Below are 19284 nucleotides of genomic sequence, written 5' to 3' on the forward strand. Positions count from 1 at the left end.
CAGACAAGCCCCGCGGCAAAGCCGCGGGGCTTGTTTTTTGCTATGGGAGCAGGTCCGCCGGGGTGTCCACGTCGGCCAGCTCCCGGGGTGAGGCGGCCTCCACCAGGATCAGCCGCTCCGGGTGGCGGCGGATCACCGCCCCGCCCCCCACGTCGCCGGTGAGGGCGGCCAGCTCCCCGAACAGGTCCCGGGGAAAGACCGCCGGGTTCCCCCGCCGGCCCCGCCAGGACAGGGCGCACAGGCTGGTTTCCAATTCCCAAAAGACATCCAGCATCCGGATAATACTATCCGTAGTCAGATAGGGCTGGTCGCTCACCGAAAAGAGCACGCCGTCCAGATCCTCCATGGCGGACAGGCCCAGCCGGACGGAGGCGGAGATTCCCTCCGCCGCGCCGCTGTTTCTGAGGGGGAGGAAGCCCAGCTCCTCCCCCGCCGCCAGGATCTCCCCGTAGGGGGAGCACACCGCCAGCCGGTCCAGCCCGGCCCCCGCCAGGGTGTCCATGGCCCGGCGGTAGAGGGGCACCCCATCCACCGCCGTCAGCAGCTTGTTGGACCCGAACCGCTTCCCCTGGCCGGAGGCCAGCAGCACACCGCCTACCCTCACCGCCAGAACTGGGCGGGGCCCCGGTGGACATACCGGCCCAGGCCCTCGGCCACCACCTTGCCCCCCGCCACGGCCACCTGGCCGCTGAGGAGCACGGTGTCGGTACGGCCCGCCATCTCCATCCCCTCATAGGGGGTGTAGTCCACCCGCTGGTACTGGGCTTCGGCGGTAATCCGCCAGGTGTGATCCTGGTCGAAAATCACAATATCGGCGTCGCTGCCCACCTGCAGGGCCCCCTTGTGGGGGAACATGCCGAAAAGCTGGGCGGGGTGCTGGGCCAGGGCCAGCATCATCTGATGGGGGGTGATCCGGCCGGAGCGCACCCCGTAGGTGTACATCAGGGCGGGCCGGTGCTCGGCGCCGGGGATGCCGCCGGGGATGGCGGAGAAGTCGTCCTTCCCCAGCTCCTTGGTGGGGTGGAAGTTGAAGGAGCAGTGGTCGGTGCCGATGGTGTCGATCTCCCCGCCCTCCAGGGCCTGCCACAGGGCATCCACGTCGGACTGAGGCCGCAGAGGGGGCGCGCAGACGTACTTGGCGCTCTCAAAGCCGGGCAGGTGGTACTTCTCCTCGGTCATGGTGAGGTACTGGGGACAGGTCTCCAGGTACACCTTCTGGCCCCGGGCTCTGGCCCGCCGGGCGGCCTCCAGGCCCCGCTGGGTGGACAGGTGGACCACATTCACCGGATAGCCCGCCTGCTCGGCCAGGGCCAGCCAGCGGTCCACCGCCTCGGCCTCCATGACGGCGGTGTGGGACAGGGGGTGGCTGGCAGGAGACAGCTTGCCGGCGGCCTTCAGCTCGGCGATGGCGGCGTCGATGAGGTCGCCGTTTTCACAGTGGCAGCCCACAATGCCCCCCTCTTTCCCTACGGCCTTGATGACCTCATAGGCCACGCCGTCGGGCACCCGGATGTTGGCATAGGCCAGGTACACCTTGTAGGAGGTGACCCCCTGCTCGCTCATCCGGGGGATCTCCTCCAGGATCCGGCTGTCCCAGTCCTTGATGGTCATATGGAAGCCGTAGTGGCAGCTGGCGTGGCCCTCGGCCCGGCTGTGCCACTCCTCCAGGGCGGACTGGAGGGAGGCCCCCCGCTGGGTCTCGGCGAAGTCCAGCACGCAGGTGGTGCCCCCCGCCAGGGCGGCCCGGGTGCCGCTCTCCCAGTTGTCGGCGGTCTCCCGGATGGTGCCCTTGTTCATCTCAAAGTGGGTGTGGGTGTCGATAAAGCCGGGAAAGACCAGCTTTCCCCTGGCGTCAATCACCTGGCTGTCCCCCACGGGCAGGTTGGGGCCGATCTGGGCGATCTGCTCCCCCTCCACCCGCAGGTCGGCCTGCACCGGCCCCTCGGGGCAGAGCAGAGTGCCGTTTTGAATGAGTATGGACATGGAAGAAACCCCCTCTCTCAAAACTGAGCCAAAATCACAGGCACCGCCATCTTGACGGCCCCCACCGCCATGGTCATAAAGAACAGCAGCAGCAGGGCCTTGCCCCGGCTCTCAAAGGCGTCCTCCCACCGGTCCATCATCCGGGTAAAGTTGGCCACCCGCTGCTGGGCGCCGATCAGGTCGGCAATGCTCTTGATGAGGGAGAATACGGTGTAGGCCATCCACAGGGGCAGAAAGGCGATGGCGATGGTGCCCATGCCGGTGGTGGTGATGTAGAGAATAACGGTGGTGGCAAAGCTGGCCAGCGTAAAGAGCATGTAGAACCAGACTCCCACCTTGGCGGCGCGTACGTTCATATCAATGATTCCTTTCCACGGGTGTAATGTGGTGAGCCGCAAAAGCGGCCAGCAGGGCCTCCATGTCCGGCCTGACCAGTATGGGCTCCCCGGCGGCTTTGATGCCGTTTGCCACGTCCTTCAGGCCGTTGCCGGTGACGATGCTCACCACCGTACTGTCTGGCGGGATCAGCCCCAGCTCCAGGGCCTTTTTCACCCCGGCGGTGCCGGTCACCCCGGCGGGCTCCCCGAACACCCCCTGGGTGCGGCCCAGCAGGCGCATGGCGGAGAGAATCTCCTCGTCGGACACGTTGACCGCCACCCCCTCCGACTCCCGAATGGCGTTGAGGGCCTTGTCCGGGTTGCGGGGCACCCCCACGGCGATGGAGTCGGCCAGGGTATTCTCCTCCATGGGCTGCCAGGGCTGGCCGGTCTGGATGGCCCGGTTCAGGGGGCAGCAGCCCTCCGCCTGGACGGCGATGAGCCGGGGTAGCTTTTCGATGAACCCGGCGGCGTACAGGTCCTTCAGGCCCTTCCAGGCCCCGGCGATGGTGCAGCCGTCCCCCACCGACAGGGCGATGTAGTCGGGGACCTGCCAGCCCAGCTGCTCCATGATCTCCAGGGTCACCGTCTTTTTCCCCTCCGACAGGTAGGGGTTGATGGCGGCGTTGCGGTTGTACCAGCCCCATTTGTCAATGGCGGCCCTGGACAGCTCAAAGGTGTCCTCATAGGAGCCGTCCACGCTGATGACGGTGGCCCCGAAGATGCGCAGCTGGGCCACCTTCCCCTTGGGGGCCCGGCTGGGCACAAAGATGTAGGTGGCAAAGCCCGCGGCGGCGGCGTTCCCCGCCAGGGAGGAGGCGGCGTTGCCGGTGGAGGAGCAGGCGATGGTGTCCGCCACCGCCTCTTTGGCCTTGGCCACCGCCATGGCGGAGGCCCGGTCCTTCAGGGAGGCGGTGGGGTTGAGGCCATCGTCCTTGATGTACAGGGTCTTAAGGCCCAACTCCCCCGCCAGCCGGTCCGCCTTGTACAGCGGCGACCAGCCCACCCGCAGGGGGGGCGGGGCGGTGGTCTCCTCCACCGGCAGGAAGGGCCGGTACCGCCACATGGAGCGGTCGGGGTTCCCCTCCAGGTCCCTGGGGGAGCAGTCCCGCCGGATGGCGGCGTAGTCGTATTGGATGTCCAGGATCCCCCCGCAGGCGCAGGTGGTGAGGTCGGGGACGGCGGCATACTCCCGGCCGCATTTGACGCACTTGGCGCCCAGCACATATTTCATGGAGGAACCCCCTTTTACAGGCTCTTGAGCACGCCCGTCTCCTCGTTGAAGGCGTTGATCAGCTCGTCCAGGGCGGCGGCCTGGCCGTGGATGCCCTTCCAGGTCTTGTCCTCGTCGTACCACAGGTCGTTGAGCTCGTGCATGTCCTTCCCCTGCTGCTCCACCCAGGTGTAGTACTTCAGGTTGTGGACCCGCTTGCGGTCGTAATAATTCAGCTCGGCCATGGAGTCGGTGCGCAGGCCCAGCAGGTGGAGGGCATGGTCCACGGCGGCGGCCTTGTCGGAGTAGGGGCCGTACTGCTCCTCCAGCTCGGCGATGCGGGAGCGGTACATGTCGGCTGAGTCGGTGAGGACGGTAAAGACCACGTCCCGCCCGGTCAGCTCGTAGTACTTGGCCAGCTTCACGCAGCACAGCACGTTGGCGATGCCGCTGATGCCCAGCAGGGAGAGCTGGTTCAGGGTCTCCTCGGGCACCCCGGCCTCCCTCAGGTAGGCCAGGCCCGCTGGGTCGTTGAACAGCCGCAGCAGCCGCTGGGAGTCCTCGTCGTCGATGGCGATGACCATGTCGGTGTTTTTGACGTTGTGGATCCAGGGGATATGCTTGTCCCCGATGCCCTCAATGCGGTGGTCGCCGAAGCCGTTTTCCAGAATGGTGGGGCACTGGAGGGCCTCCCCCACCGCCAGCTTCATCTGGGGGTAAACCTCCTTCAGGTAGTCCCCGCAGCCGATGGTGCCGGCGGAGCCGGAGGTGAAGCAGGCCCCCGCCAGCTTGTCGCCGGGGCGGCGTATGGCCTCAAAGGTCTCGGCGATGGCGGAGCCGGTGACCTGATAGTGCCACAGGTGGTTGCCCATCTCCTCAAACTGGTTGAAGATCATGCAGTCGGGCTCCTGGCGCAGCTCCCAGGTCTTATCAAAGATCTCCTTCACGTTGGACTCGCAGCCGGGGGTAGCGATGACCTCCCCGGCGATCTGGCTGAGCCACTCAAACCGCTCCCGGCTCATGCCGGCGGGCAGGATCGCCACCGACTTGACCCCCAGCAGCTTGGAGTTGAAGGCGCCGCCCCGGCAGTAGTTGCCGGTGGAGGGCCACACCGCCCGGTGGTAGGTGGCGTCAAACTGGCCGGTGACCAGCCGGGGCAGCAGGCAGCCGATGGAGGCCCCCACCTTGTGGCAGCCGGTGGGGAACCACTTGCCCACCAGGGCCACGATGCGGGCGGGCACGCCGGTGAGGGCGGGGGGCAGCTCGATGTAGTTGGGCACCGCCTGATACAGCCCGCCGGACTGGGTGGGCTGGTTTTTCCAGGTAATGCGGAACAGGTTGGCCGGGTCCACGTCCCACAGGCCCACGCTCTTCAGCCGGGCCTGGACCGCCTCCGGCACGGTCTCGGGGTGCTTCATGTTCTCGTAGGTGGGGAGCACCACTTGGTTCTCCCGGGCCTTCTGGATGTTACGCGCCAGCGCCTCCCGGTTTATGGTCAGGTCGATCATGCAAACGCCTCCTATTCCGTTGGTGATGATATCCCCATGATAGCACAGCCCGACCGGAAATCAAAGACAATTCTGCCCCGCCGGGGATACAAAAACCGGGACGCCGCCCTGTGGCGGCGTCCCGGCTGGGGAAGCTCGGCGGCAATCAGCCGTCGGAGGAATAGGACTGGGTGTACAGCACGTTGGCGTCGGCGTCGTAGTAAGTAACCACCACGGTGACGGTCTCGTTGGAGACGGACTCCTTGATGCTCTTGGCCTCGTCAATGAACTCCTGGTAATCCGCAGGCATCTGGGACTCCAGGGTCTCGGCGTAGATGGCCCGCTCCTCCTCGGTGGTCTGGATGTCGATGGTGAAGTCGTAGCGCAGCTCGTCGCCGGAGGCGGTGACGGAGCAGGCCACGCCCTGGGCCTCATACTGGGAGACGGCGGCGGTGATGATGGTCTGCATGGCGTCGGAGTTGTAGTACTCCTCCAGGGTGGGCTTGCCGCCGCAGGCGGACAGGGTGACCATCATGGACAGCACCAGGCAGGCGGCCATGGCCAGGGATACAATGCGCTTTTTCATGTTCTTTCTCCTCTCAATCATCAATCATAGGTTTGGATCGCGGCGGACGCCGCGGAGATCCCATCAAAACCGGGGGCTGGTGTTCTGGTTGTGGAGCCTGTTCTGCTGAACGCCGCCCACAATAAACAGAATGGGGGCCACCACGCCGCACACGATGCCCACCAGGGCGGGCGGGGTAAAGATGCCGCCCATCAGGGTGCCCAGCACGCCGATGACCAGCAGGGGGATGCCCCAGCCCAGGAAAAAGCCGTACTTCTCCGGCCGGCGGCTGCGGGACAGGCCCATCAGCCCGGCAATCAGGTCCACGATCAGCATGATCACCGCGATGGCGCACATGACGAAGACCATGCCGGACACAACGCCCATGATCTCCTGGCCGCCGAACATACCGTCGGTCTGCTCCAGGGCGGCCTGGTTGATGTAGTCATAGGTGGCGTCGTCCACGTCCAGCATGGTGCCGACGGCGGCCATATAGGTCACCACGCTCACCAGGCAGGACAGAATCCCTCCAAAAATAAAGAGGAAACAGCCCACCCGCAGCAAGGTATTGGGTTTTTGCTCTGTCACGGTTGATACCCTCCTTCTTTCTCAATCAATCTCATTAGTAATATGTGGGATACCCGCCGCCTATAACCAGCAAGGCGGCAATCAGGATAATGGCCACCCAGGAGAGCACCAGATAGGCCACGCTCAGCAGGATCCGCACCGGCGGGGCGATATCCTCGGCAGTGGAGATACGCAGGGTCAGGTAGATACCCAAAAAGCCCAGCAGCACGCCGATGGCGCCGTTTATAACCTGCACCAGGTTCAGGGCGCTGAGGACATAGCCCCACACCGGCACCTTCCCGATGGGGGTATAGGGCTTGCCGCTGCGCACGTAAACCCCGTCCACCACCAGCTCCATGGACACCAGGCCGGGCACCAGCATCACGCTGGCCCCCTCAATGGGCAGATCAATCTCCATGGTGAGGAAGATCACTTTGCGGGCGGGCAGGCTGCGGAGCTTATAGCGGGTTCCGTTGATCTCCACAGAATAGGCCCGCAGGCGGATATCATACGGTTTTCCCTGTACAGTGATGTTGAATCGCTTCAAATATGTCACCCTCTCTTTGCAGTGGCGATATTATAGCAATGTACAAGGAAATCCGTCCACCCTACCGGCCAACTTCGTCGGCCAAAGGGCGAAATCCGTCCCCTTCCGGCCCGTCCTGCCAGGGGGCGGCTTTCATCATCCGGCTGCGCACCGCCCGGCGGTAGGACTGGCTCACCGACAGCTGGGTGCCGTCGTCCAGGGTGAGCCGGTCGTACTGCACCCGGGAGACGTACAGGATGTTCACCAGGAAGGACTGGTGGATGCGCACAAACAGGGCGTCGGGCAGCTGCCGGGCCAGGCTCTCCAGCTTGTCCCGGCACACCAGCTCCCCCTGGACGGTGTGGAGCGTCACCCGCTTGTGGTAGCTCTCGATATAGCGCACGCTGCGGGCGGTCAGGGTCTGGGGGCTGCGGTTCACCAGGACGGTGAGCAGGGCCTCCCCCGGCCGGGCCAGGCGGATGGCCTGGGCCACGCAGTCCAGCAGCTTGGCCTCGTCCAGAGGCTTGAGCAGGAAATTCAGCGGCCGGGTGTCAAACAGGGCCATGGCGTACTGCTGCCGGCCGGAAATGTACAGGATCTGGGCGGTGGAGTCCCGCAGCTCGTCCCGCAGCAGATGGCCGATGGATACCCCGTCCACCTCATCCAGCTCAATGTCCAGAATCAGCAGATCGTACCGCGCCCCCGCCCGCAGCTGCTGGGCCAGCGCCGCGCCGGAGCTGTAGTCCTCTATGTGGATCTGCCCGCTCAGGGCCGAGCCCTCCAGAACGGAACAGACCTGGCGGACAATTTCCGGTATGTCGTCACAAACCGCGATTTGAAACAAGGTAAGTCACCCTTTTCCTCTCTCAAAAGTTACACCACGAAAATTGTGGCCTAAAAAATGTTTCTTGTCAACTCTTTCTTCTGCCGCTTTCTGTCACCCCAGGAAAAGTTAGACCTTCCTTTTTTCCCACTGGTAAGGTATACTGGAGGCATGATAAAGGAGGTGCGTTTTATGGAAGTCGGGAGAAGCATCCCCCGTGTGGACGCCGCCGACAAGGTGACCGGCCGCGCCAAATACACCGACGACCTGTGCCCCCGGCCTGTGCTGGAGGCCAAGATCTTACACAGCACCATTGCCAACGGCTGGGTGAAGTCCATGGACATCTCCGCCGCCCAGGCCCTGCCCGGGGTGGTGAAGGTGCTCACCTGTTTCGACGTGCCGGACATCCAGTACCCCACCCCCGGCCATCCCTGGAGCGTGGACCCCAAGCATCAGGACATGTCCGACCGGAAGCTGCTCAACCGCCGGGTGCGCATCTACGGCGACGACATCGCCGCCGTGGTGGCGGAGGACGAGCTCACCGCCCAGCACGCCCTGGAGCTCATCAAGGTGGAATACGAGGAATACCCCGTCCTGCTGGAGCCTGAGCAGGCCATGGCGGAGGGGGCGGGCGCCATCCATGAGGAGCGGCCGGACAACATCCTGGCCAAAATGGACCTGCGCACCCCCATTGCCGACAGCCGGTACGAGACGGTGGAGCAGGCGCTGGCCGACCCGGCCTTCCACCAGTTCCGGGGCCACTATGAGACCCAGCAGGTCCAGCACTGCCACATTGAAAACCCCGTGTCCTTTGCCTGGATGGAGGGCGGACGCATCCGCGTCATCACCTCCACCCAGATTCCCCACATCGTCCGCCGGGTCATCGGCCAGGCCCTGGGCATCGGCTGGGGCCAGATCCAGGTGGTGAAGCCCTACATCGGCGGCGGCTTCGGCAACAAGCAGGAGGTGCTCTATGAGCCCCTCAACGCCTGGCTCACCACCCAGGTGGGGGGCCGCTGCGTCCGGCTGGACGTGAGCCGGGAGGAGACCTTCCAGAACACCCGCTCCCGCCACCCCATCTCCTTCGACGTGGCGGCGGCGGTGGATCAGGAAGGGCACATGATGGCCCGCTCCTGCACCGCCATCTCCAACCAGGGGGGCTACGCCTCCCACGGCAACGCCATCGTGGCCAATGCCGTCACCGGCTTCCGGCAGCTCTACCCCGACCGGATCGGCCACCACTCCACCGCCTACACCGTCTACACCAACCGCCCCGCCCCCGGCGCCATGCGGGGGTACGGCATCCCCCAGTGCAACTTTGCCGCCGAGTGCATGATGGAGGACATGGCCCTTCAATTCGGCTTTGACCCCCTGAAGTTCCGGCTGGAGAACATTATGCCCCTGGGGTACGTGGACCCCTTCAACGGCATCACCTGCCACTCCACCGGCCTCAGGGAGTGCATCCTCAAGGGCGCCGAGGCCATGGGCTGGGACAAACTGCGGGAACAGTACAAAAACCAGACCGGCCCGGTGCGCCGGGGCGTGGGTATGGCCTGCTTCTCCTACAAGACCGGCGTGTACCCCATTTCCCTGGAAACTTCCTCCGCCCGGATGGTGCTCAACCAGGACGGCACGGTGCAGCTCCAGCTGGGGGCCACCGAGATCGGCCAGGGCGGCGACACCGTGTTCTCCCAGATGGCCGCCGAAGCCATTGGCATCCCCACCGAGGACGTACATATCGTCTCCTTCCAGGACACCGACACCGCCCCCTTTGACACCGGGGCCTACGCCTCCCGGCAGACCTACGTCACCGGCAAGGCCATCAAGAAGGTGGGCCTGGAGTTTAGAGAGAAGCTGCTGTCCTACGCCGCCGGGCTCTTCCCGGAGGCGGAGGGCCTCACCATTTCGGAGCGGTTTATCACCGATGGGGCGGGAGAGAAGCTGATTTCCCTGGCCGAGCTGGCCCTCACCGCCTTCTACTCCCTGGAGCACTCCGTCCACATCTCCGCCGAGGACACCAACCACTGCAAGGAGAACACCTTCGCCTTCGGCTGCTGCTTTGCCGAGGTGGAGGTGGACATCCCGCTGGGCAAGGTGAAGGTGCTGCGGCTCATCAACGTCCACGACTCGGGCAAGCTCATCAACCCCGCTCTGGCTGCGGCCCAGGTCCACGGCGGCATGTCCATGGGCATCGGCTACGCCCTCAGCGAGGAGATGAAGCTGGATCCCAAGACCGGACGGCTGCTCAACGGCAACCTGCTGGACTACAAGATGCCCACCTCTATGGACCACCCGGACCTGACCGCCCTGTTCGTGGAGACCGACGACCCCTCCGGCCCCTTCGGCAACAAGGCCCTGGGCGAGCCTCCGGCCATCCCGGTGGCCCCCGCCATCCGCAACGCGGTGCTCAACGCCACCGGCGTGGCGGTGAACTCCCTGCCCCTGTCCCCCCAGAAGCTGGTGGAGGAATTTACGAAAGGAGGGCTGATCGGCCATGTATGATATCGGCTCCATTTATCAGGCGACCTCGGTGGCCGACGCCATCCGGGCCCTCCAGGACAATCCGGAGGCCCTGGTCATTGCCGGCGGCACCGACGTGCTCATCAAGATCCGGGAGGGCAAGCTGGCCGGCTGCTCCCTGGTGTCCATCCACGAGCTGGGCGAGGAGCTGGGGGGCATCACCCTGGCCGCCAACGGCGACGTGGAAATCGGCCCCCTGTCCACCTTCCGGGACGTGACCTTCAGCCCGGTGATCCGGGAGAAGATCCCCGTGCTGGGGGAGGCCACCGACATGGCCGGCGGGCCCCAGCTGCGGGCGGCTGGCACCATCGGCGGCAACGTGTGCAACGGCATCACCTCCGCCGACTCGGCCTCCACCCTGACGGCCCTGGACGCGGTACTGGTGGTCCGGGGCCCGGCAGGCGAGCGGCAGGTGCCCATCTCCCAGTGGTACAAGGGCGTGGGCAAGGTAGACCTGGCCCAGGACGAGCTGCTGGTGAAGATTCTCATTCCCCGGGAAAATTATGCGGGCTTTACCGGCCACTATATCAAGTACGCCATGCGCAACGCCATGGACATCGCCACTCTGGGGGTGAGCTGTCTGGTGAAGCTGAGCGCAGACAAACAGACCGCCGAGACCGTCAAGCTGGCCTTCGGCGTGGCCGGGCCGGTGCCCATGCGCTCTCCCGCCGCCGAGGCGGCGGTGTCCGGCCTGCCCATTGAGGAGGCCATCCGGCAGATCGGCAAGGCCGCCCTTCAGGACGTGAACCCCCGCACCAGCTGGCGGGCCTCCAAGGAGTTCCGGCTCCAGCTGGTGGAGGAGCTGTCCGGCCGCGCCCTGCGGGAGGCCGCCCGGAAAGGAGGCGCCGCCGTATGATGGAAATTCTGCGCTGTACCGTAAACAACAAGCCGGTGGAGCTGGGCATCGACCCCCGGGAGTCCCTGGCGGACACCCTGCGGCAGCGGCTGGGCCTCACCAGCGTGAAAAAGGGCTGCGAGGTGGGCGAGTGCGGGGCCTGTACCGTCCTGGTGGATGGGGTGGCCATCGACTCCTGCATCTACCTGTCGGTGTGGGCCCAGGGCAAGACCATCCTCACCGTGGAGGGCCTGCAGAATGAAAACGGGGAGCTCACCCCGCTGCAGAAGGCTTTCGTGGAGGAGGCCGCCGTCCAGTGCGGCTTCTGCACCCCCGGCATCATCATGTCGGCGGTGGAGATCGTGGGCTCCGGCAAGCAGTACACCCGGGACGAGCTGCGCAAGCTCATCTCCGGCCACCTGTGCCGCTGCACCGGCTATGAGAACATCCTCAACGCCGTGGAGCGGGCGGTGAACGAGACCCATAAATTTGTCGGCAAGGGGGACTGAGCCCCCCTGTAACGGCCCCGGCGCCATTTCTGGCGCCGGGGCCCTTTTTGCCCCTGTTCCGGTACATTTTGGTCACCCCATGCAATTTTATGCGAAAACCGCATAAAATGCAAGATGCAGTTTTCGCATGGGATATGCTTGGTATGGGTGATGCAGATGTATCCACGGTTGGCTGAATTGCGGGAGGACCGGGATCTCTCCCAGGCGGAGATGGCCAGGGTGCTGCGGGTAAGCCAGTCCACCTATTCCCGCTATGAAAACGGGAAGCTGGACATCCCCAGCCAGGCGCTGATCGCGCTGGCCCGGTACTACAAGGTGAGCGTGGACTACTTGTTGGGCCTGGATGACAGGCGGTAAAACGGGAGAGGCCCGGCGGCACAGCCGCCGGGCCTCTCTCGTTTCTTTTGCGTTCAGCTCAGGGGGAAGGTCTCCCCCAGGAAGGTCACCGAGGCGATGTCCTCCAGGTCCATGGGGGTCTCAAAGCTCCACAGGCCGCAGCTCAAATCCATGGGCTCCACGCCCCGGTTCATGTAATTCAGGGGCACACCCAAGGTCTCCCCCGCATGGTCAGTAGCCCAGAGGGTGAACCAGTCCACGTCCTCGCTGCGGAAAAAGACGGCGATGTTCATGCCGGAGACCTCCACCCGGTCCACATACACCCCGTCCTCCAGGGTGCGGCCCACCTGAATCACCGTTTGCTCCGCCGTCTCCAGCTCCAGGGGCAGGGTCCATTCCCCCTCGATGGCCGGCTCCGGGCCCCGGTAGGGGCCGTATACCTGGATGTAGGCCAGCTCGGCCAGGTCGAAGTCCTCCGCCACACAGTCCATGCCTCCCTCCACCTCAGTGGCGGTAACATGGGCCAGGGGCTCCCCGGCGGCGTTGCAGGGCATGGCCAGGAGCATGCCGGTGACCCCCTCGGCGAATGCCAGGCGGATGTGGAAGTTCCCCGCCCCGTCAAAGCCCACGGAGGAGAGGGTCACCGCGTCGGTGTCCGGGCTGGTCTGGGGGTTCTGGCCCGCCTTCAGCACCACGTCCCCCTCCTCCGTGGTCTCGGTCTCCAAAGGCTCCTCCGGCACCACCGCCGGAAAGCGGCTGTCCTGGAGCATATAGGAGGCCGGGTCGATCCGTTCCACCACCAGCTCCAGGGGCTGGCTGGTGTCGATGCCCGTGGCGCTGGCCTCCATCAGCAGGGTGCCGCTGCCGGCGTCGTAGGAGACCACCTGGCTGCCTATGCCCATCCCGCCCAGATTGCTCCCCTCCAGACAGGCCGCCACCCTGGTGTGGCCGGCGTTGAAGCGGCCCCCCTCCTCATCGGTGAGGGTATAGAAGATCTGGGCGGTATAGCCGTCGCTGACGGCACTCACCAGTTCCAGCCGGACGCTCTGGTCGCTGGCGGTGCCTGTGATCTCCTGGGCAAAGGGGGCGTAGGGCCCCAGGTACGAGTTCAGAATGTTCCACACCGACGGCCCCGCCGCCACCGCCGTCACCGCCAGGGCGGCGCACAATGCCACAGCCACGATGGCCCGGCGGCCCGGGCGGCGGCGGGCGGGGGTTTCCTGAGCCGCCTCCAGTTGGTCGGTCAGCCCTTTCAGCTGGGCCGGGGTGGGGCCGGCGGCCTCCAGGGCCCGGCGGATGTCCGTTCCGTTAACGCTCATAGCTCTCCTCCTCACACAGCATATCCCGCAGCAGTCCCCTGGCCCGGAAGAGCCAGGTGCGGACGGTGGCCTCCTTTTTCCCCAAAATCGCCGCCACCTCCGCCGTGGTGTACCCCTCGCAGTAGTGGAGGCACACCGGCGCCCGGTATTTCTCCGGCAGGGCCAGCACCGCCGTCAAAACCTCGTCGTGCTCCGGCGGAGGCGTCTGGGCGGTGTCCTCCTCCAGAGGCAGCTCCCGCCGCCGCCAGGGGCGGCGGTGCAGGCTGTTGGCGCAGTTGGCCGCCGCATGGAGCAGCCAGGCCCGCAGGTGGTCCTCCCCGTTCAGCTCCGGCGAGCGGCGGAGCAGCCGGAGAAAAACCTCCTGCATCACGTCCTCCGCGTCCTCCCGGCTGCCCGTCCGGGCAAAGGCCAGGCGGTACACCGCCGGGGCGTGCCGGTTTACCAGCTCCTCCAGCTCCTGCCTGGTATAGGCCATAGTCCTCCCTCCTTTCTCTATTCCTTACACCACGCAGCAGGCTCCTTTGTTTCACTCCGGACAAAAAAATTCCGCCGGAATCCGGCGGAATTTTTTCTCTACTTGCTCAAAAACCGGAGCTGCTTTACCATGGCGGAGCGCAGGTACGCCCCCTTCTCCTCCAGCAGGGCCAGGATCCGCCGCCGCTGCTCCTCCCCCAGGGCGGCATAGCTGCGGTTATAGGTGTGGCTCCAATCCTCCAGCTGTCTCCGGCAGGCCTGGTCCAGCTTCTCATACCCGCTCCCCAGCAGGGTGAGGGCGTAGGTCAGCCGGTCCCACTTCCCGGCGCAAAACAGCAGGGCGGCGCACTTGAGCCTGGTGTTTTCCACCGGGCTGGCCTGTAAAATGGCAAACACCCGGTCCGGATCGAAATTCCTGTATTTGGTCAGCAGCAGGGCCGCTGTCTTGACCACCCCCGGCTGGTCGGCGGCCAGTTTTTCGGTGACGGCCTCACTGTAGCGCTCTGGATCCAGCCCCATGAGGGCGGTCATGGCCGCCCGCGCCACTGCGGACTGGGGGCAGGAGAGAAATCCCGCGATAGCCGGACAGTCCGCCCGGTTTCCCGTCTCCCCCAGGCCCAAAATGGCCACGGCGGGCCGGACGGACAGCCGCTCCCGGTAGAACTGCCGCAAGTCAAAGTCCTTGTCAGCCTGGACCACTACCTCCCCGGCCGCCTCCCGCACCCGGCCGCTCTTGTCCATCAGCAGGGACACGGCCTGACCAAACAGATCCTCCGCCCCGTGCTCCGCCAGGTACTCCAGGGCCAGCACCCGGTTGGGCGGGTATTTGTCCCGCAGAAAGCGGCGGCTCAGCGCCATCCCCTCCACCCCCAGCTCCAGCAGGGTCTGGTACAGCAGCTTGCGCAGAAAGGGGTCGGGCTCCCGCTTCACCCGCTCGAGGAGATAGGCGGTGTCCGGCTCCCCCAGAGCAGGCAGCAGGGAGATGCACAGCCGCCGGGCCCGCACGTCCCCGCTCTCCAGCCCCAGCCGGAGCAGGTCGGGGTCCCTCTGGAAGGCTCGGAAAAAGAGGGTCAGGATATGGTCCATCCGGCACCGCCCGCTCCGCCGCAGCTTCTCCAGAATGGGCAGGGCGGCGGCAATCTCTCCTCCGTCCGCCGTATCCAACAGCTGTTTCAGGCTCTCCAACGCCGCCTGCCGCACCTGGGCCACCCAGTCGTTGCACCGCAGCAGCACGGCGGGCAGGGCCTGGGAATCGGTCCCCAGGGCGGCCACCGCCTGTTCCCGGATGTAGCCGTTGGGGTGGAAGGTGGAAAACACCAGCACCGCCCGGCACTCAGCCAGGGACAGGTTTTTGGCAAACAAGTCCTCCAGGCCCAGGGTGCGCCATGAGATGCTCCACTCCATGGAGGTGGTCGCCCGCATCCGCAGATCCATGGCAACCAGGCCATCGGCGTTCAGCCCCGCCAGCACCTCCGCCAGGGTATGGGCGGCGGCCTGCTTCTGTTCATCCGTGCCCTGGGCCAGGGCGCAGTACACCCAGGGCACGAAGGCCAGTTCCCCTTCCTTCACATGGCCGATATACTCCGCCAGATAGTCTCCGTATGTTTTCTTTCGATGGAACAGCAAAGCCGTCACCCGCCCTTCTGCTCCTATCATACCACAGCACGCCGGAAGGTCAACGGGTAAGGGAGATGGTCTCCCCCAGCAGGGTGACCGAGGCGATGTCCCCCAGTTCCACAGGCTGGTCAAAGCGATAGATGGCGTAGCTCAGAGCGGTATCCTTATCCACGCTCTTAAACGCCATGGGCACATCCACGGTCTGTCCCTGGGTGTCGGTAATCTGGAGCGGAAAATATTCCCGCTCCCCGCTCCGGTAAAAAACCACCGCGCTCAGATTGGAGAGCTGGATGCGCTCCACATATATCCCGCCGCCCAGCATGCGCTCCATGGGAATGGTACTCTGCTCCGCCGGTTCCAGGGTCACGGGCAGCACCCACGTTCCCTCAATGACCGCCTCCGGCCCCCGGTAGGGGCCGTATACCCGGATATATGCCATATCCGCCACATCCGCCGGTGTGATCCCTTCGAGCACACTGTCCACGCCGCCCTCCACGGCGGTCTGGGCCGCTGTATGTCCCATCTGCTCACCGGCAGCATTATAGGGAACCGCCAGCAGGGCTTTGTCAGAGCAGCCCTCCGCCAGAGCCAGCCGAATGTGGAAGTTCCCCGCCCCGTCAAAGCCCATGGACGAGATGGACACATCCGCCGTGTCCGGGCTGGTCTGGGGGGTCTGCCCCGCCTTCAGCACCACGTCTCCCTCCGCCGTCATTTGCTCGGCAAGGGTCAGGGCCGCCTCCGGCGGCTGGAACCGGGCGTCCTGGATGTAGTGATAGCCGGGGTCAAACCCGGACACCTCCAGCTGAACGGCGGCGCCGCTGTCGAGCCCCTCCAGGCCAACCTGCACCAGAAGCTGATTTTGCTCCGCGTCATAGGAGATCACCCTGCACCCGGCAGCCCCGCCCGGACCGGCCAGTTCCCCGTCCAGCCGGGCGGATACCCGGGTGTGGTCGTTGAACCGCCCGCCTGTCAGATCGGTGGCGGTAAAGTAGGCCATGGCGGTATAGCCGTCGCTGAGGCTGGCCACCAGCTCCACCTTCACCCCCTGGTGGGTCACCGTGCCCTCAGCGGCGCTCAGATAGGCCCCAAAGGGCCCCAGGTGCTCGGCCAGGGCGCTCCACACCGACGGCCCAGCCGCCACCGCCGTCACCGTCAGGGCGGCGCACAGGGCCAGGACTGCCGCCGCCCGGCGGCCCAGCCGCCTTCCAGGCTTCTCCAGGCTCTCCCCTTTGGTCAGCGCCTCCAGCCGGGCCATGGCCGCCTCGCTGGGCGCCAGGGCGTCCATCTCCCGCTTATACTCCATGGGAAACATCTTCATCCTCCTCCATCCATTCCCGCAGCAGGGCACGGGCCCGAAACAGCCGGGACTTCACCGCGCCCTCGCTCTTGCCCAGGATCCTGGCGATCTCCGCCACGCTCAGCTCCTCGTAGTAGTACAGGTGCACCGCCGCGCGGTACTTGGGGGGCAGGGCCAGCACCGCCTCCACCATGCCCCCCGGCTCCGGGCCCTCCGGGGCAGATATGGTTTCGGAAAGTGGCTCCTCCCGCCGCCGCCAGGGGGCACGGAACAGGTCGTTGGCACAGTTGGCCGCCACCCGCAGCAGCCAGGCCTTGGCATGCTCCTCATCGGCAAAGTCCGGCTTTGCCTTCAGCAGGCGGACAAAGACCTCCTGCATCACGTCCTCCCCGTCGGCCCGGCTCCCCGTCCGGGCGAAGGCCAGGCGGTACACCGCCGGGCCGTACTGCCGGGCCAGCCAGTCCGGCTCCTTCCATGGCTCCTCCACAGGCGCTCCCTCCTTTCTGCCCTATACACGGTGGGCGTGAGAAAAAGGTTTCAAAAAATAAAAAAGGCCGCCGGGCATCTGCCCGGCGGCCCTCCGCTCTACTGTTTCCGCAGTCTGAATTCCACTTTCACCCGGCCGCCGCACACCATTCCCAGTTCCGCGGCGGCGTGGGACAGGTCGTACTCCTGCTGGGCGTGCTCCACCCCGGCCTGCCACAGGGACAGGGCGTCCTGCCTGGCCTGGTACTCCACCGCGCCGCCGCCGATGGTGCCGGCGCAGGAACCGTCGGGCCGCACCAGCATCCAGGTGCCCACTCCACGGGGGGCGGAGCCGTGCTTTTCCACAATGGTACACAGCACACCCGGCCCCTCCGGGGGACGCATCGCCTCCGGGCCCCGTCTGGCCCGCTGCTCCACCAGCTGGGCGGCGATGGACACGGCGATTTCCGCCGGGGTCTGGCCCCCGATCTTCAGCCCGATGGGGGCGTACACCCCGTCCAGGGTTTCCCGGGAAAAGCCCTCCTCCTCCAGGGCCTTCCGCACGGCGGCCACCTTGGTCTTGCTGCCGATCATGCCCACGTACGCGTAGTTGCCCCGGAGGATGTGCGCCAGGCAGTCCTTGTCAAAGGCGTGGCCCCGGGTGAGGATGGCGTAGAAATCGTCCTCCCGGCTGCCCAGCTGGTCCAGGGCCTCCAGGAAGGGCATGCACAGCACCTGGCTCGCCATGGGGAACCGCTCTTTGTTGGCAAACTCTCCACGGTCGTCGATGCCCACCAGCTCAAATTCCAGCCGGGCGGCAATATGGGCCAGCTCCAGGGACACGTGGCCCCCGCCGCACAGGATCAGTCGTTCCACAGCCCTGTCCTCCTTCCAAAGTACAAAAGCCCCTCCAGCACCCCGCCGCCGATGGCCCGGGCCTTGTCGGAGACGGTGAAGCAGTGGCGCACCTCACACCGGGGGTCGATGTCCCCGGACTTCATGCCCTTTGTCACCGGGATTCCGGCGGGGAGCATCCCCCGGACGATGCCGGTGAGCTGGGCAGCAACGGGCACGCCGTTCACCTTCGCCACCACGTCCCCCAGCTCCACCTTCTGGCCGATCCGGGCCACCGGCTCAAAGGGTCCGTCGGCGGGGGCCCGGATGATCCGCTCCTTGGTGTAGCCCCCCACGTCACCAGGCACGCCGGTATTGGGAATGGCGGAGCCCTCCAGAATCAGCCGCCCCAAATCGTGGCCCCGTATGGTCTCAACCACCCCGTGGCAGTCCACTCCGGCGGTAAAGCCGGGGCCCAGGGCCAGCACGATGGGGGCGTCGGTCAGGCTTGTCCCCAGGTTGCGCTTGGCCAGGATGGCGTCCACCACCGCCCCAAAGGGCAGCTCGTCCAAAATGCGGGCCTCCGGGTCAACCAGCACCGGGATCTCCCCCGCCGCCAGCATGGCGCTTGCCTCCTCCCCGTTGGCCGCCCGCCGGGCGGTGATGCCCTCCACCTCCGTCACGCCGTCGTAGATGCACTGGCTGAAGGACACCGTCCGCCGCACCGCCGTGGGCTGGGCGATATCGGTCATCACCACCGGAAAGCCCGCCCGGTGCAGCCGCACCGCCGTGCCGGTGGCCAGGTCTCCCGCCCCTTTGATCAAAACAAGCATGCTCCGCCCCGCTCCTTTTCCGTATAGTGGGTCACTGTGCTGAAAATGCCCTGCTGGGCCAGGATTTCCCCAATTTCCGCTCCCCAGGCCTGCCGCTGGGGGGTGTCCGCCTTGTTCAGCAGGCAGCGGAAGGCCATCTCCTCCGTCACGCCCTTCCGGCCCCCCTGGGGGCTGGACAGCACCGCAGCCACGTCGGCCGGGGTGAGGATGTGGTCCTCCCCCACCCCCAGCAGGGCACACACCCGCTCGGGCCGGTGGCAGATCTCCCCGATGGCTCTGCCCAGGCAGTCCAGCCCGGCGGCGGCGATCACCGCCGCCGCCCCGTGGGGAATCACCGGCTCATGGTCCGCCGGGGCCTTCAGCGGCCGCAGCCGGGCCCCGTCGGCCTCCACCACCACCAGGTCGGCCCAGCGCAGGCACGCCTCCGGCTGCCCGGCCTCGGAGAGCTTGTCCGGCCGGAGGAATTTGCCCAGAGTTACCGCCGGGTGCCGCTCCAGCAGAGCGGGCAGCTCCTCCATGTGGTCGGTAAGGGGGAGACCCGGGTGGGGCATCATGTGGGTGGTGGTGGTGACCACCACCCGCTTGCCCGCCTCCACCCCCTCTTTCGCCAGGGCGTAGAGGGTGGAGGTCTTGCCCCCCGCCCCCACCAGGGCCACCAGCCGGTGGGCTGCCATATTCAGATGCAGCTGTTCCCAGATTCCCAT

21 protein-coding genes are annotated in these 19284 nt (G+C 66.0%); 4 read left to right on the forward strand and 17 right to left on the reverse strand.

The features are described from left to right. Nucleotides 1-40: 40 nt before the first annotated feature. From B5F88_RS01550 to B5F88_RS01590, 9 genes are all read right to left on the reverse strand, one after another. The gene (locus B5F88_RS01550; protein WP_242959586.1) at nt 41-589 is read right to left on the reverse strand and encodes a nucleotidyltransferase family protein; all 549 of its coding nucleotides are present in this window, start codon (nt 587-589) and stop codon (nt 41-43) included. Nucleotides 590-600: 11 nt separating this feature from the next. After that, nucleotides 601-1983: a dihydropyrimidinase gene (hydA, locus tag B5F88_RS01555; protein WP_087341235.1), complete on the reverse strand. Its 1383-nt coding sequence runs from the start codon at nt 1981-1983 to the stop codon at nt 601-603. Between the two features lie 17 nt (nt 1984-2000). Next, the gene (locus B5F88_RS01560; protein WP_087341236.1) at nt 2001-2339 is read right to left on the reverse strand and encodes a hypothetical protein; all 339 of its coding nucleotides are present in this window, start codon (nt 2337-2339) and stop codon (nt 2001-2003) included. Between the two features lies 1 nt (nt 2340). Further along, a complete protein-coding gene (locus tag B5F88_RS01565; RefSeq protein ID WP_087341237.1) occupies nt 2341-3594 on the reverse strand; it encodes a threonine synthase in 1254 nt (417 codons plus the stop codon). Nucleotides 3595-3608: 14 nt separating this feature from the next. Then, the gene (locus tag B5F88_RS01570) at nt 3609-5081 is read right to left on the reverse strand and encodes a pyridoxal-phosphate dependent enzyme (protein WP_087341238.1); all 1473 of its coding nucleotides are present in this window, start codon (nt 5079-5081) and stop codon (nt 3609-3611) included. A 145-nt stretch (nt 5082-5226) separates the two neighbouring features. After that, on the reverse strand, nt 5227-5646 hold the full coding sequence (locus tag B5F88_RS01575) for a DUF4854 domain-containing protein (RefSeq protein WP_087341239.1): 420 nt from the start codon (nt 5644-5646) through the stop codon (nt 5227-5229). 63 nt (nt 5647-5709) lie between these two features. Beyond that, nucleotides 5710-6213, reverse strand: a complete 504-nt coding sequence (locus B5F88_RS01580; protein ID WP_087341240.1) for a hypothetical protein — start codon at nt 6211-6213, stop codon at nt 5710-5712. A 34-nt stretch (nt 6214-6247) separates the two neighbouring features. After that, nucleotides 6248-6739 (reverse strand): hypothetical protein, encoded by a 492-nt coding sequence (locus B5F88_RS01585; RefSeq protein ID WP_087341241.1) that lies wholly within the window; start codon nt 6737-6739, stop codon nt 6248-6250. A 61-nt stretch (nt 6740-6800) separates the two neighbouring features. Then, nucleotides 6801-7562, reverse strand: a complete 762-nt coding sequence (locus B5F88_RS01590; RefSeq protein WP_087341242.1) for a LytTR family DNA-binding domain-containing protein — start codon at nt 7560-7562, stop codon at nt 6801-6803. Between the two features lie 171 nt (nt 7563-7733). On the opposite strand from B5F88_RS01590, the gene xdhA reads away from it, so the two are divergent. The 4 genes from xdhA to B5F88_RS01610 all read left to right on the forward strand — a co-directional run bounded on the left by xdhA (nt 7734) and on the right by B5F88_RS01610 (nt 11762). Beyond that, nucleotides 7734-10043: a xanthine dehydrogenase subunit XdhA gene (gene xdhA, locus B5F88_RS01595; RefSeq protein ID WP_087341243.1), complete on the forward strand. Its 2310-nt coding sequence runs from the start codon at nt 7734-7736 to the stop codon at nt 10041-10043. Continuing rightward, the gene (xdhB, locus tag B5F88_RS01600; protein WP_087341244.1) at nt 10036-10917 is read left to right on the forward strand and encodes a xanthine dehydrogenase subunit XdhB; all 882 of its coding nucleotides are present in this window, start codon (nt 10036-10038) and stop codon (nt 10915-10917) included. Before xdhA ends, xdhB begins: the two co-directional genes overlap by 8 nt. Further along, the gene (gene xdhC, locus B5F88_RS01605; protein WP_087341245.1) at nt 10914-11405 is read left to right on the forward strand and encodes a xanthine dehydrogenase subunit XdhC; all 492 of its coding nucleotides are present in this window, start codon (nt 10914-10916) and stop codon (nt 11403-11405) included. The genes xdhB and xdhC overlap by 4 nt, the downstream gene beginning before the upstream one ends. A gap of 156 nt (nt 11406-11561) precedes the next feature. Next, nucleotides 11562-11762 carry a helix-turn-helix transcriptional regulator gene (locus B5F88_RS01610; RefSeq protein WP_204246183.1) on the forward strand — a complete coding sequence of 67 codons (201 nt, stop codon included), beginning with the start codon at nt 11562-11564 and terminating at the stop codon, nt 11760-11762. A 53-nt stretch (nt 11763-11815) separates the two neighbouring features. Here B5F88_RS01610 and B5F88_RS01615 read toward each other — a convergent pair whose 3' ends face one another. The 8 genes from B5F88_RS01615 to yqeC form a co-directional block, all read right to left on the reverse strand. Next, on the reverse strand, nt 11816-13060 hold the full coding sequence (locus tag B5F88_RS01615; protein ID WP_087341247.1) for a hypothetical protein: 1245 nt from the start codon (nt 13058-13060) through the stop codon (nt 11816-11818). Next, on the reverse strand, nt 13050-13535 hold the full coding sequence (locus B5F88_RS01620; protein ID WP_087341248.1) for an RNA polymerase sigma factor: 486 nt from the start codon (nt 13533-13535) through the stop codon (nt 13050-13052). Before B5F88_RS01620 ends, B5F88_RS01615 begins: the two co-directional genes overlap by 11 nt. Before the next feature lie 98 nt (nt 13536-13633). Beyond that, complete coding sequence (locus B5F88_RS01625) at nt 13634-15190, reverse strand: hypothetical protein (RefSeq protein ID WP_140402035.1); 1557 nt, start codon at nt 15188-15190, stop codon at nt 13634-13636. Nucleotides 15191-15209: 19 nt separating this feature from the next. Then, nucleotides 15210-16463 carry a hypothetical protein gene (locus tag B5F88_RS01630; RefSeq protein ID WP_087341250.1) on the reverse strand — a complete coding sequence of 418 codons (1254 nt, stop codon included), beginning with the start codon at nt 16461-16463 and terminating at the stop codon, nt 15210-15212. Then, nucleotides 16444-16935 (reverse strand): RNA polymerase sigma factor, encoded by a 492-nt coding sequence (locus B5F88_RS01635; protein WP_087341251.1) that lies wholly within the window; start codon nt 16933-16935, stop codon nt 16444-16446. The genes B5F88_RS01630 and B5F88_RS01635 overlap by 20 nt, the downstream gene beginning before the upstream one ends. Before the next feature lie 98 nt (nt 16936-17033). Next, entirely contained in the window at nt 17034-17789 is a 756-nt protein-coding gene (locus tag B5F88_RS01640; RefSeq protein WP_087341252.1) for an XdhC/CoxI family protein, read from the reverse strand. After that, nucleotides 17777-18580, reverse strand: coding sequence for a selenium-dependent molybdenum cofactor biosynthesis protein YqeB (gene yqeB / locus B5F88_RS01645; RefSeq protein ID WP_087341253.1), 804 nt, complete (start codon nt 18578-18580; stop codon nt 17777-17779). Before yqeB ends, B5F88_RS01640 begins: the two co-directional genes overlap by 13 nt. Continuing rightward, the gene (gene yqeC, locus B5F88_RS01650; protein ID WP_087341254.1) at nt 18568-19284 is read right to left on the reverse strand and encodes a selenium cofactor biosynthesis protein YqeC; all 717 of its coding nucleotides are present in this window, start codon (nt 19282-19284) and stop codon (nt 18568-18570) included. The genes yqeB and yqeC overlap by 13 nt, the downstream gene beginning before the upstream one ends.

The organism is Flavonifractor sp. An306 (genome assembly GCF_002159455.1).
Taxonomy (GTDB): domain Bacteria; phylum Bacillota; class Clostridia; order Oscillospirales; family Oscillospiraceae; genus Flavonifractor.